Raw genomic sequence first — 13,153 nt, 5'->3', positions numbered from 1 at the left:
ACGGCTCCGGGGTTCTCGGCCGTCCCTGCGCCCGCCCGAAGATACGAATGCAGTTGAAGGAACAGTCCGTGCAGTTTCGCCAAAAGGCTCTTTCCAAGCTGCAATCGCCCGAAGAACTCGACCTGCCCGTTCGCTTTGCCCGCCCGCAGGGGCGGCTCGTCATGGCCGTCACGGTCCTCGTCATGGCGGCTGCGACGTTCTGGGCCTTCACCGGCACCGTGTCGTCCAAGTTGAGCGCAGCCGGAATCCTCACCCGCGCCGAGGGCAGCTACGTGCTGCAGACCCCGACCGCGGGCCAGGTGACGGAGGTCCTCGCCCAGGAGGGACAACTGCTCGCCGCGGGCGCGCCCCTGCTCAATGTCCGTACGGAGCAGGGTGAACGCCCCGTGCGGCTGGTGACCGGCGGCCGGTTGACGACACTCGTGGCCAAGGTGGGCGCGGTCATCGCCACCGGTGCCGACGTGGCGACCGTGGAACGCGTGAAGGATCCGCAGGACCCGCTGGTCGCCGTGCTGTACGTGCCCGGCGGCAGCGGTTCGGCGATCAACGTGGGCGCCCCGGTCGACCTGAGCCTCCAGTCCGTCCCGCGGCAGCAGTTCGGCATGCTGCGCGGCCGGGTCGAGGCGGTCGGCCGCGCACCCCTGACGCAGGCGCAGATCGGCGGCTTCCTCGGCGACAGCGCGCTCGCCGAACAGTTCTCCCGCCACGGCAACCCGGTGGCCGTGCTCGTCGCGCTCGATCGCTCCTCCTCCACCCCGTCCGGCTACCGCTGGTCCTCCTCGGACGGGCCCCCGTACGCCGTCGATTCGAGGACCCCGGTCACCGGCGCCGTCCACCTCTCCGCGCAGCGCCCGGTCGACTGGCTGCTGCCGTGACCGCGCCGCACCTCCCTCCCGCCGGACGCCGGCGCCACCGGCCCGGCCCGAAGAGCGGCTCCCGGCGCAGGGCCGCGCCCGCAACCGCCCCCAGGGGCAGGACGCCCCGCCCCGTACGCACCCCCACCGTGCTGCAGATGGAGGCGGTGGAGTGCGGCGCCGCCGCCCTGGCCATGGTCCTCGGCCACTACGGCCGCTTCGTCCCGCTCGAAGAACTGCGCATCGCGTGCGGCGTCTCCCGCGACGGCTCCCGCGCCAGCAACCTCCTCAAGGCCGCCCGTGGGTACGGGCTGAAGGCCAAGGGCATGCAGATGGACCTGGCCGCGCTCGCCGAAGTGAGCGGCCCGGCCGTCCTGTTCTGGGAGTTCAACCACTACGTCGTCTACGACGGCACGGCACGGCGCCTCGGCCGCCGGGGCGTGTACGTCAACGACCCCGCCAAGGGCCGCCGGTTCGTCCCCATCGAAGAGTTCGACACCAGCTTCACGGGCGTCGTCCTCACCTTCGAGCCCGGCGACGGCTTCCGCCGCGGCGGCCGCAGGCCCGGCGTCCTGGGGACCGTGCCGGCCCGTCTGCGGGGCACCTCGGGCACCATGACCGCCGCCGTGCTCGCCAGTCTCCTCCTGGTCGTCGTCGGTGCGGCGGTGCCGACCCTGAGCCGTACGTACATCGACATGTTCCTCATCGGCGAGCAGACCTCCCTGCTGGGTGTGCTGTTCGCCTCGATGGCCGTCGCCCTCGTCCTCACCGCGACCCTCACCGCCCTGCTGCAGGCCAACCTGCTGCGCGGGCGCATCATCTCCTCGACCCTGGGCAGTGCCCGCTTCTTCCGGCACCTGCTCAGGCTTCCGGTCACCTTCTACTCCCAGCGCAACCCGGCCGATCTGGTCCAGCGCCTGCAGTCCAACGACTCGGTGGCCGAGACCCTCGCCCGGGACCTCTCCGCCGCCGCTGTGGACGCCGTGGTGGTGCTGCTCTACGCAGTGCTGCTGTGGACCTACGACCCGCAGCTCACCCTCGTCGGTGTGGCCGTGGCGCTGCTCAACGTGGTCGCCCTGCGGATCGCGATCCGGCTCCGGGCCACCGGTACCCACAAGCTGCGCGCCGAGAGCGCCCGGCTGACCAACACCTCGTACAGCGGTCTCCAGCTCATCGAAACGATGAAGGCCACGGGCGGCGAGAACGGCTTCTTCCGCCGCTGGGCCGGACAGCACGCGGTCACCCTCGACGTGCAGCAGCGGCTCGGCGTGCCCAGCGCGTGGCTGGCGATCGTCGCGCCCACGCTGGCGGCGTTCAACAGTGCGCTGATCCTGACGATCGGCGGTCTGCGGGCGGTGGAGGGGCACCTCACCGTGGGCCTGCTCGTCGCCTTCCAGGCCCTGGTGACCAGCTTCACCGCCCCGATCTCCCGGCTGGGCGGCGTCGCCGGCCGGATCCAGGACTTCGCGGCCGACGTCGCCCGGCTCAGGGACGTCGAGAACTTCCCGGTCGACCGCGTCTACGCACGGCGCGAGCCCGCCACCTCCACCCGACGGCTCAAGGGCCACGTGGAGCTGGACCGCATCACCTTCGGCTACAACCCGCTGGACGCCCCGCTGCTGGAGGAGTTCTCGCTCACGGTCGGACCCGGGCAGCAGGTCGCGCTCGTCGGCGGCTCCGGCAGCGGCAAGTCCACCGTGTCGCGGCTGATCTCGGGCCTCCACGCCCCCTGGGCCGGGGCCATCCGCATCGACGGGATGCGGCTGGAGGACATCCCGCGCGGCGCGCTGGCCGCTTCCGTCTCCTTCGTCGACCAGGACGTCTTCCTCTTCGAGGGCACCGTCCGCGACAACGTCACGCTGTGGGACCCCTCCATCCCGGACGAGGCCGTGGTCGCCGCGCTGGAGGACGCCGCCGTGCACGAGGTGGTCGCCCGCCGCCCCGGCGGCATCCACAGCCGCGTCGAGCAGGACGGGCGCAACTTCTCCGGTGGCCAGCGCCAGCGCCTGGAGATCGCGCGGGCGCTGGTGCGCCGCCCCAGCGTCATGGTGCTCGACGAGGTGACCAGCGCCCTGGACGCGGTGACCGAGCAGGTCATCATCGAGAACCTGCGCCGCCGGGGCTGCGCCTGCGTGGTCATCGCCCACCGGCTGAGCACGGTGCGCGACAGCGACGAGATCGTCGTGCTCGACCGGGGCACGGTCGTGGAGCGCGGCCGGCACGAGCATCTGGTGGCCGCGCAGGGCCGGTACGCCGCACTGGTCAAGGAGCACTGAGGTGACGTACGCACAGCACCCGCCCACCACGGCCACCGGTGCCGCCCCTGGCGCCGCTGCCGCCGCCCCCGCGGGCGGGGCCCCGGACCCGGTCGTCGCGGCCCTGGGTGCGCTGGGCCGGCCGGTCGACTGCACGGGCATGCGCAGCCTGTCCCTGGAAGGTCCGCTCGTCCTGTGGCTGGTCGTCCAGGGCGAGCTGGACCTCTTCGCGGTGGACGCCGCGCAGGGCGGGCACTGGCACTTCCTGGGCCGGCTGGAGCCGGGCACGCTGCTGCTGGGCCCCGCCGAGGGCCCCGACCACACCCTGGTCGGCCGGCCCCTGCCGGGGTGCCGGCTGCGCCGCATCGCTCTGCGGGAGCTGTACCGCCCGCAGGACCCGCAGTATCCGCCGTATCCGCAGTACGCCGACGAAGGGCAGTACGGCCCCGTGGCCGCGGGACTGCCCAGCCCCCTGGAGGACGCCTTCGCGCGCGGCATCGGCCGCGGTCTGCGCGTGCTCTACCAGGCGCCGCTGGACGGCACCGCCACCACCGGGCACGGTGGAGCCGACGAGGACATCCTGTGGATGCGGATCACGCCGGGCAGTGTGCAGTACGGCGCCGTGTACGAGGCGGAGGCGGTGGGCACCCTCCTGGTCGACGCGGCGATGTGGCAGGGCATGGTCGACCAGCAGTACCGGCTGCTGTACGCCCTGGACGACTGGATCGAGCAACTCGAACGCGCGCACGAGGACCGTACGGCGGCCGGGATCGAAGCGGGCCGGGCGGCCCGCACCCAGGCGGACCGGACGCTGCTGGCGTCCATCGTCCGCGCCGGCGGCCGGGATCCTCACCGGAGCGCGGACGTGGACGCGACCCTCGCGGCGTGCCGCGTCGTCGCCGACGCGGCACGCATCGCCCTGACCGCGCCGGGCGGGGCCGATGCCGCGTCCGAGCAGCTGGATCCCGTCGAACGCATCGCGCTCGCCTCACGGATCCGGACCCGGGTGGTCCGGCTCGGCGGGCGCTGGTGGCGGGAGAACAGCGGTCCGCTGGTGGGGCGGCGCGAGAAGGACGGCGCGCCGGTCGCCCTGCTGTGGCGGCGCGGCGGCTACGAGGCGGTCGACCCCGCCACCGGCACGCGCGACCGCGTCGGGAAGGGCAATGTGGCCGCCTACGAACCGCGCGCCGTCATGCTGTACCGCCCCCTGCCCGACGGGCGGGTGAGCCTGCCGGCGCTGCTCCGGTTCAGCGCGCGCGGCATCCTGCCGGAGCTGCGCAGCCTGATGCTGGGCGGGCTGGTCGCGGTGGTCCTGGGCGCACTGGTGCCGGTCGCCACCGGCCAGGTCCTCGGCCGGTACGTCCCGCAGGGCGAGACCGGCCTCATCGTGCAGACAGGGCTGGCGCTGATCGCGACCGCCGTGGTCTCGGCCGTCTTCATGCTGCTGCAGAACACCTCCCTGCTGCGGATGGAGGGCCGCATCGAGGCCACCCTGCAACCGGCCGTGTGGGACCGGCTGCTGAGGCTGCCGGCGACGTTCTTCACCGGTCGTTCCACCGGCGAACTGGCCGGCGCTGCGATGGGCATCAGCGCCATCCGCCGCGTGCTGTCCGGCATCGGCCCGGTCTGCGTTCAGGCGGGCGCGGTCGGCGCGGTCAGCTTCGTGCTGCTGCTCGTCCACAGCGTGCCGCTGGCGATGGCGGCGCTGGCCATGCTGGTCGTCGTCGCGGGGATCTTCCTGGGCCTGGGACTGTGGCAGTTGCGGTACGAGCGCCGGCTGAACACGCTCGGCCACCGGCTGGGCAACCAGGCCTTCCAGACCCTGCGCGGCCTGCCCAAGCTCCGGGTCGCGGCGGCCGAGAGCTTCGCGTACGCGGCCTGGGCGAAGGAGTTCGCCCGTACCCGGGACCTGCAGCAGCGCATCGGCCGGACGCAGAACGTCAGCACGGTCCTCGGCGCCGTCCACCTGCCGCTGTGCACCCTCGTGATGTTCGTGCTGCTGGCCGGCCCGGCCCGCGGCACCCTGTCCGCGAGCGAGTTCCTCACCTTCAGCACCGCACTGACGATGCTGCTGTCGTCGGTCACGCAGGTGACCGGGGCCCTCGTCTCGGCCGCCGCGGTACTGCCGATGTTCGAGCAGATCCGGCCGCTCCTGCGGGAGACCCCGGAGGTGGACCGCTCCAGTACCCGCCCGGGGGAGCTGACCGGTGCCGTCGAGGCCAGGAACCTGTCCTACCGCTACACCGACGACGGCCCGCTCGTACTCGATGACGTCGGCCTCCGGGTCGGAGCGGGCGAGTTCGTCGCGATCGTCGGGGCCAGTGGCTGCGGAAAGTCGACCCTGCTGCGGCTGCTCATCGGGTTCGACAGGCCCCTCTCGGGCAGCGTGCTCTACGACGGCCAGGACCTGGCGGCGCTCGACCGGGCGGCCGTACGCCGCCAGTGCGGCGTGGTGCTGCAGAACGCCCAGCCCCTCTCCGGTTCGATCCTCGACTGCATCTGCGGCGCCGGGACGTTCTCGCTGGAGGAGGCGTGGGAGGCAGCGGCGCTGGCGGGTCTCGCGGAGGACATCAAGGCCATGCCGATGGGCATGCACACCATCCTGTCCGACGGAGGCGGCACCGTCTCGGGCGGTCAGCGCCAGCGGCTGATGATCGCCCAGGCGCTCGTCCGCAAACCGCGCGTCCTGTTCCTCGACGAGGCCACGAGCGCGCTGGACAACGAGGCCCAGCGCGTGGTCATCGAATCCACCCGCACCCTGCGGACCACCCGCGTCGTGATCGCCCACCGCCTCTCCACGGTCATGGACGCCGACCGCGTGATCGTCATGGCGGACGGCCGGGTCGTCCAGCAGGGGCCGCCCGCCGAGCTGCTCGCCGATACGACCGGCCTCTTCCACGGCCTGGTCCGCCGGCAACTGCGTTGACACACGAAAGTGTGAGTGGTTGAGTACTCACATGAAGAGCGAACGACCCCGCCAGCTGTCCACCGCCGAGGAGCGCCGCGAGACGGTGCTGCGCACCGCCATCGGCGCCTTCGCGGCGCGCGGCTACTGGGGCACCACCACGACCGAGGTGGCGAAGGCGGCCGGCATCTCGCAGGCGTACGTCTACCGCCTGTTCCCGAACAAGGAACTGCTGTTCACGGCCGTGGTCGAGCACTGCTTCGTACAGGTCCGGGCCAGCCTGGAGCGGGCGGCGGCCGAGGCGAGGGGCAGCTCCCCCGAGGCCGTACTGGGGGCCATGGGGGATGCGTACGCACTGCTGATCAGCGACAACGACCTGATGCTGATCCAGTTGCACGCCCAGGCCGCGGCCGTCTCCGAGCCGGCAGTCCGCGAGGCGGTCCGGCAGGGCTACGCGCGGCTGGTGGAGTACGTCCGGGGCGCCTCGGGCGGCACCGAAGGGCAGGTCCAGGAGTTCTTCGCGCAGGGCATGCTGTGCCATCTCATCGTCTCGATGGGGGCCGACGAGGTCGACGCCCCCTGGACCCGAACCCTGTCCGCAGGCATCAAGCACTTCTGATACCCGCACGACCGACGTCCGACCGACCGACGTCCGACCGTTCGACTGTCGGCGGGGCGCCCGGCTCCGCCTTTTCTTCGACCTAAAGAGTGAGTGGTCAACCACTCAAGGAGGATCGCAGTGCAACCCGCCACCACCCGCAGCCCCGGAGCGGCACTCGCCGCACTGGCAGGAGCGCAGTTCACCGTCATGCTCGCCACCTCCATCGTGAACGTGGCCCTGCCACAGATCCGCGACGGCGTCGGGCTGTCGGACAACGGCACCACGTGGGTGGTCAACGCCTACGGCCTGGCCTTCGGCGCGCTGTTGCTGGCCGGTGGCCGGGCGGCCGACCTCGTCGGCCGGCGCCGGGTACTGCTCGCGGGGCTCGCGCTGTTCGGCGGCGCCTCACTGGCGGCGGGGCTGGCCGCCTCGGCCCCCGTACTGATCGCGGCCCGCGCGGTGCAGGGCCTGGGCGCGGCGGCGATCGCCCCGGCGGCGCTGGCCCTGGTGATGGAGCTCTTCCCGCCGGGGCCCGGGCGGGGAAGGGCACTGGGGGTGTGGGGCGCCGTGTCCGGTGCGGGAGCCGCGGCCGGAGTCCTGCTCGGCGGCGTCCTCACCCAGGCGTGGGGCTGGCAGTGGGTCTTCCACGCCGCCGCCATCGGCGCCCTCCCGGTCCTGGCCGGTGTCGCGGTGTGCGTGCCGCGGACCGCGATCAGCGGCGGCGGCCGGTTCGACCTGCCCGGCAGCATCACGGCCACCCTCGCGGTGACCTCCCTGGTGTGGGGCCTGACCACGGCCCGCCGGTCGGGCTGGACGGACACCTCCGTCCTCGGGGCCTTCGCCCTCACCACGGTGCTGGCGGGCGCGTTCGTCCTCGTCGAGCGCCACCACCCGCACCCACTGCTGCCGCCACGCCTGTTCCGCACCGGGCGGGTCACCGCCGGCAATCTGCTGATGGCCCTGCTGGGCTCGGTGTGGATCGCCCTGTTCTTCTTCCTCCCGCTCTACCAGCAGCAGGTCCTCGGCTCCAGCCCCCTGGCCGCCGGACTGGGCCAACTCCCGCTGGCCGCGGCCAACATGCTCGGCTCCACCCTCGCCCCACGGATCTCCCGCCGGATCGGCGCCACCGCGACGGTGACCACGGCCCTGCTGACCGAGGCGGCCGGGATGCTGTGGCTGACCCGGATCAGCGCCCACGGCGACTACCTCACCGACGTCCTCGGCCCGAGCACCCTCATCGGCCTGGGCCTGGGCATCGCCTTCGTCCAGCTCACCGCCCTGTCCGTGGAGGGCGTCCCCGGACAGGACGCCGGGCTGGCCGGCGGCCTGGTGAACACCACCCGGCAGGTCGGCGGTGCGATCGGCCTCGCCGTCCTGGCCACCCTGGCCGGCACCACCACCGCCCACGCGGCCGCGCACCGGCCGCACCTCGAAGCGCTCACCGCCGGTTACCGGACCGCCTTCGGCATCTCCTCCGCGGTCCTCGCGGCCACCGCCGTCCTCACCCTGCTCCTCATCCGTACCGGCACCCGCCGCACCGCGGCCGTTCCCGCGGCCGCGGCTCCGCGCCCGTAACCACCGCACGTCAACCGAACCGAGAGGAAGAACAAACATGTTCCCGTCGACGAAACCGCACCCGTCATCGTCCGCCTGTCCACCGTGACAGACACCGCGACCGACGAGCTCGGCCGGGCCCTGCACGGCTGGCCGACCGCCTGGCTCGCCGCCCTCAAGGCCCGCGCGGAGCAGGCCGACCGACGTCCGCCCCGGTCACCCGCACCACCGCCCGCCCTCCACGACCCGAGCGCCCACGCACCCACACACCGAACGAGGTTCCTGCCATGACCACCAACGCGCCCTTCCTGACCGGCCATTACACCCCGGCCGTCGACGAGATCACCGCCACCGAACTGACCGTGGAGGGCTCCCTGCCGCCGGAGCTCACCGGCCGGCTGATCCGCAACAGCCACAACCCCAAGGCCGGCGTCACCCCCACCCACTGGTTCAAGGGCAGCGGCATGGTCCACGGCATCCGGCTGCGCGAGGGCCGCGCCGAGTGGTACCGCAACCGCTGGGTGCACACGCCCGCCCTGGACGGCGCCCCCTACCTGACCGAGCACGGCCCCGACCTGACCGCCAGCACCGCCGGCACCCACGTCATCGAACACGCCGGACGCCTCCTCGCCCTGTGCGAGGCGAACCTCCCCTTCGAACTCACCCCGGAGCTGGAGACGGTCGGCGCCCACGACTTCGACGGCAGGCTGCGCGGCGCCATGACCGCGCATCCCAAGACGGACCCGATCACCGGCGAGCTGCACTTCTTCGGCTCCTCCCCCCTCCCGCCCCACCTGATGTACTACGTCGCCGACGCCAACGGCCGGATCACCCACAGCGCCGAAGTGCCGGGGGCGACCGCCGCGCTCAAGCACGACTTCGCCATCACCCGCCACCACGTGGTCTTCATCGAGGGCACCGTCACCTTCGACCCCACCGAGCACTCCGGCATCCCCTACGGCTGGAACGACGAGCAGCCCGCCAGGATCGGCGTCATGCCTCGCGGGCCCCGGGGCGCCGGGCTGATTCGATGGTTCCCCATCGAGCCCGGCAGCATGCTGCACGCCGCCAACGCGTACGAGGACGCTCGGGGCCGCATCGTGCTGGAGGGCCCGACCGTGGACCGGGAGGGGTTCCGGCTCTCGTGGAACTGGTGGGTCGGCGCCCCGGGCCGCGGCACCGAGCCCAATGCCCGCTCCTACAACCGCCGATGGGTCATCGACCTGGCCGCCGACAGCGTCGCCGAGCAGATCACCGACGACCTCGCGATCGAATTCCCGACGCTCAACGAAGAGTTCCTCGGTTCCGAGCACCGCTACCAGTACGCGATATCCTTCCCCGACCAGGAGGGCCAGGGCGGCTACGGCATCGTCAAGTACGACCGCACCACCGGCGCCCGGGACATCCACGAGGCCGGCGATGCCCGCCTGCCCAGCGAGGCCGTGTTCGTCCCCGCCGCCGGCGCCACGCGCGAGGACGACGGCTATCTGCTCACCGTCGTCTCCGACCTCAAGCAGGACTCCTCGCAGCTCCTGGTCCTGGATGCCTCCGGCCTCGACCGGATCGCCACCGTGCACCTGCCGCGCCGCGTCACCGCCGGCATCCACGGCTCCTGGATCCCCGACAGCGACCTCGGCGGCTCCGACCACTGACCACCGACCGGTCCGCCGCCGACCACCGTGACCCGGGGAACCCCTCCCCCGGGTCACGGTTCGCGCCCGGTCGGCCACTACTGGAGCCGGGACAGGTCGACCGAGTCGGCCGGCGCCGGGGGAACGGCCTTGACCGGTTCGTCGAAGGCCGAGAACGTGGCGGTCACCCGCTCGCCGGACTCCTCGGTGCCCTGGACCTGGAGCAAGTACGGCTTGTCCTCGGTGGAGACCTGGTACGTGCCGGTCCTGCCCTCGCGGCGGCTGGTGATCGTGATGGCGGGCCGGCCGTCGACGGTGGTCCGGGAGCCCTTGGCCAGCTGTTCGCCCGCCGGCTTCGCCGAGAACTCCTTCTTGAAGAAGTCCAGGTCGCAGACCTGGGCGAATTCGCGCAGCATCGGGCTGTCCGTGGTGCCGTGCAGGTACCGGCCGTTGACGAGCGCGATCGCGGCGTCTGCCCCGGCACCCGGTACCTGGGCCTTCAGCAGGGCGTCGTCGAGCTTCATCCAGACGTCGTTGCCGCGTTTGACGATGTCGGCCGTCCCGGCGTTGCCGGGAGGTGTGACGCTGCCGACGCAGTTGCCCTGCTCGTCGAACCGGAGGTCGAGTGCGGTGGTGCCCGAGGCCTCGGTCACCTTGCCCACCAAGCGCATCGAGGTGACGTCGGCCATGGCCTCGCGCGAGGCCTGTGCGATGGCCTGGGCGCTCTCGTCGGCGATGCCGTTGTCATCGGCTCCGGCAGTGGTTCCGCTCGCGAGGACCAGCAGGCAGGCGGCTCCGGCGGTTGCGCAGCGGGCCGCGCCTGCCCTGGATGCGGACATCGGGCATCACCTTCCTCGGGCCGTGTCAGGACCGCGGCGGGCATCACCGCCCCACCGCTTCCCGGGCGCGGCCGGTCACCTGATCAGCGTAGGTCCGCAGCGAGGCGGGCGCAGTCCGGGCGGCCGGCGGCACGGGCGTACGGGGACGGGCGTACGGACGGCCCCGGCAGCGGGCGGAGCGGGATTCGGCCGGACTCGGACGGGACGGCCCCGGTGTCGGGCAGCATGGTGCCCGATCACGTCCCCGCAGCACCGCCGATGGAGGGTTGGATGACCGGTTCCGCGTCCTTGCCGCCGATGAGTACTCGCCTCGCCGTGACCGTGACGGCCGCCGCCACCGCACTCGCGATGGCCGGTTCGGTCACCTCCGCGGCGGGCGCACCGCCCCCGGAGCCGAAAGCTCCGCGCGCGTTCGTGGCACTGAGCTCGGTCGACCCGACGATCCTGCAGGAGATGCGGTACCTGCGTCCGCACAACTTCGTCGGCGAACCGGTCGACGGCTACCGCCAACCCGTCTGCATCCTGACCCGCCCGGCCGCCGAGGCCCTGCACCGGGCCCAGGCGGGCCTGCTGCGCCAGGGGTACTCGCTCAAGGTGTACGACTGCTACCGGCCGCAGCGGGCCGTCGACCATTTCGTCCGGTGGGCCAAGGACCTCGGGGACGAGCGGCGCAAGGCGGAGTTCTATCCGCGTGTCGAGAAGTCCCGGCTGTTCGAGGACGGCTACATCGCCGAGAAGTCGGGACACAGCCGGGGCAGCACCATGGACGTGACGCTCGTACGGCTGCCCGCGCTTCCGGCGCCACGCCCGCGGCCGGGGCAGGAGTCGGTGCCCTGCTACGCGCCCCGGGCGGAGCGGTACCCGGACAACTCCGTGGACATGGGCACGGGTTTCGACTGCTTCGACACGCTGTCGCACACCGACGACCCGCGGGTGCAGGGGGTGCAGCGAGCGAACCGGGACCTCCTGAGGTCGGCGCTGACGGCGCAGGGGTTCGTCAACCTGCCCGAGGAGTGGTGGCACTTCACGCACAAGCCGGAGCTGTTCCCCGACACGTACTTCGACTTCCCCGTCGCACACCGGTCGATCGCCGGGCGCCGCCCCTGACGGCTTCGATCCGAATCCGAAGCCGACCGTCCTCCCCGGTGCACGCCCGGGCGGAGGGGATGCGTACCGCCTCAGCGGGAGGGAGCGGACAGCACGAACCACGTCGACTTGCCGGTGGCCGTCCGGGCGCTGCCCCAGGATTCGCTGAGCAGGTCGAGGAGGTCGAGGCCGCGGCCGCCCTCGGCACCGAGGTCGGTGGTGCGGCGTACCGGGGCGGTGTCGCAGGTGTCCTCCACCTCGCACATCAGCCGGTCGCCCGTCGCGCGCAGGTTGAGTCGCACGGGCCCCCTCGCGTGCCGCAAGGCATTGCCGACCACTTCGCTGACCAGCAGTTCGGCGGTCTCGGTGAGCTGGTCCAAGTCCCAGTCCCGCAGGCTTCCGCGGGCCAGCCTACGAGCCCGGCCGGCCGAGGAGAGGTCCCGGGGCAGGGGCCAGGACGCCTCGCGGTCGGTCGCCCGGGCGGCGGGCGCGCAGAGGGGTCGCAGGGGCTCCAGGTTCCGCGCCCAGAGACCCAGGTGCCGAGTGAGCCACGTGGTCGATGCGTTCTTCCTGACCCATTCCGCGCCGCATGCTGTGGAGAGGGCGGTGGGGCGGGCCATGGTCATCAGTCCCTTCTGTGCCGGTGGCCCGGACGTTCGGTGGGTTCCGATCGGCCGGGCGGGGTGCACGGCCGCGTTCACGTAGCAGGCGCTACATTTACAGAATACACGTAGCGGGCATTACAGTAAAGCCCTAACAAAAACACTCAAATCAGACATGTGTCCGTGCCTGTCCGTTCTTCCGGAGGTGCCCGTGCCACGCCCCACTGACCAGGCCAAACGCCGCAACCTGCTGGAACGGGTCCGTGCGTACGTACGCGGGCACGGCCTGTCCGAGCTGTCCCTGCGCCCCCTCGCCCGTGCCCTCGGCACCAGTGACCGCATGCTGCTCTACTACTTCGGCACCAAGGAGCGCATGGTGGCGGAAGCCCTCGCCCTGGACGAGCAGCGCCCCATCCTCCGGCTGCGGCAGCTGCTGGGCTCGCACGATCCGCCACGGGACGCCGCTGCGCTGCGGCGGACGATGGAGCGGGTGTGGCAGCAGTTCCACGTCCCGGACATCCAGGCCTCCCTCCCGCTCTACCTGGAGATGATGGCCACCAGCGTGCTGCACCCGGAGCGGTTCGGGCCCGTGATGCGGGACATCCTCACCGAATGGACCGACCTGACCAACGGCCTCCTCACCGGCCTGGGCCTGCCCCCGGCCCGGGCGCGCACCGAAGCGGCCCTTCTCGTCGACGGCACGTTCGGCCTGCTGCTCGCGCCGCTCGCCGACGGCGACCGGGACCGGTCCGACCGCGCCTTCGTCCTCCTCCTGGACCGCCTGGAACCCGGCTGGCGGACCCCCCAGGCATGACACGGCCGCCGG

Annotated in this window: 11 protein-coding genes; 9 read left to right on the top strand and 2 right to left on the bottom strand. The window is 72.5% G+C overall.

Annotated elements, in window-relative coordinates:
* The first annotated feature begins 68 nt into the window (after positions 1 to 68).
* The 7 genes from IE257_RS15680 to IE257_RS15650 all read left to right on the top strand — a co-directional run bounded on the left by IE257_RS15680 (position 69) and on the right by IE257_RS15650 (position 9,821).
* Positions 69 to 875: an HlyD family efflux transporter periplasmic adaptor subunit gene (locus tag IE257_RS15680; protein WP_189968951.1), complete on the top strand. Its 807-nt coding sequence runs from the start codon at positions 69 to 71 to the stop codon at positions 873 to 875.
* A complete protein-coding gene (locus IE257_RS15675; protein WP_189968950.1) occupies positions 872 to 3,130 on the top strand; it encodes an NHLP family bacteriocin export ABC transporter peptidase/permease/ATPase subunit in 2,259 nt (752 codons plus the stop codon). The genes IE257_RS15680 and IE257_RS15675 overlap by 4 nt, the downstream gene beginning before the upstream one ends.
* Position 3,131: 1 nt before the next feature.
* Positions 3,132 to 6,035 carry an NHLP bacteriocin export ABC transporter permease/ATPase subunit gene (locus IE257_RS15670; protein WP_372452970.1) on the top strand — a complete coding sequence of 968 codons (2,904 nt, stop codon included), beginning with the start codon at positions 3,132 to 3,134 and terminating at the stop codon, positions 6,033 to 6,035.
* A gap of 31 nt (positions 6,036 to 6,066) precedes the next feature.
* Positions 6,067 to 6,633 carry a TetR/AcrR family transcriptional regulator gene (locus tag IE257_RS15665; protein ID WP_189968949.1) on the top strand — a complete coding sequence of 189 codons (567 nt, stop codon included), beginning with the start codon at positions 6,067 to 6,069 and terminating at the stop codon, positions 6,631 to 6,633.
* A gap of 120 nt (positions 6,634 to 6,753) precedes the next feature.
* Positions 6,754 to 8,190: an MFS transporter gene (locus IE257_RS15660; RefSeq protein WP_229920385.1), complete on the top strand. Its 1,437-nt coding sequence runs from the start codon at positions 6,754 to 6,756 to the stop codon at positions 8,188 to 8,190.
* A gap of 84 nt (positions 8,191 to 8,274) precedes the next feature.
* Positions 8,275 to 8,460 carry a hypothetical protein gene (locus IE257_RS15655; protein ID WP_189968948.1) on the top strand — a complete coding sequence of 62 codons (186 nt, stop codon included), beginning with the start codon at positions 8,275 to 8,277 and terminating at the stop codon, positions 8,458 to 8,460.
* Positions 8,457 to 9,821 (top strand): carotenoid oxygenase family protein, encoded by a 1,365-nt coding sequence (locus IE257_RS15650; protein ID WP_189968946.1) that lies wholly within the window; start codon positions 8,457 to 8,459, stop codon positions 9,819 to 9,821. Before IE257_RS15655 ends, IE257_RS15650 begins: the two co-directional genes overlap by 4 nt.
* Before the next feature lie 77 nt (positions 9,822 to 9,898).
* Here IE257_RS15650 and IE257_RS15645 read toward each other — a convergent pair whose 3' ends face one another.
* Positions 9,899 to 10,639, bottom strand: coding sequence for a hypothetical protein (locus IE257_RS15645; protein WP_189968944.1), 741 nt, complete (start codon positions 10,637 to 10,639; stop codon positions 9,899 to 9,901).
* 297 nt (positions 10,640 to 10,936) lie between these two features.
* On the opposite strand from IE257_RS15645, the gene IE257_RS15640 reads away from it, so the two are divergent.
* A complete protein-coding gene (locus IE257_RS15640) occupies positions 10,937 to 11,746 on the top strand; it encodes a M15 family metallopeptidase (protein ID WP_189968943.1) in 810 nt (269 codons plus the stop codon).
* Positions 11,747 to 11,817: 71 nt separating this feature from the next.
* Here the strand turns inward: IE257_RS15640 and IE257_RS15635 are convergent, their stop codons facing one another.
* Positions 11,818 to 12,345 carry an ATP-binding protein gene (locus tag IE257_RS15635; protein ID WP_372453012.1) on the bottom strand — a complete coding sequence of 176 codons (528 nt, stop codon included), beginning with the start codon at positions 12,343 to 12,345 and terminating at the stop codon, positions 11,818 to 11,820.
* A gap of 193 nt (positions 12,346 to 12,538) precedes the next feature.
* Between IE257_RS15635 and IE257_RS15630 the strand changes: the two genes are divergently transcribed.
* Complete coding sequence (locus IE257_RS15630) at positions 12,539 to 13,141, top strand: TetR/AcrR family transcriptional regulator (RefSeq protein WP_189968940.1); 603 nt, start codon at positions 12,539 to 12,541, stop codon at positions 13,139 to 13,141.
* Positions 13,142 to 13,153 lie beyond the last annotated feature (12 nt).

The sequence above is a fragment of the Streptomyces avidinii genome (assembly GCF_014650695.1).
GTDB classification, from domain to species: Bacteria; Actinomycetota; Actinomycetes; order Streptomycetales; family Streptomycetaceae; genus Streptomyces; species Streptomyces avidinii.
This window is presented reverse-complemented; position numbering and strand designations above follow the sequence as displayed.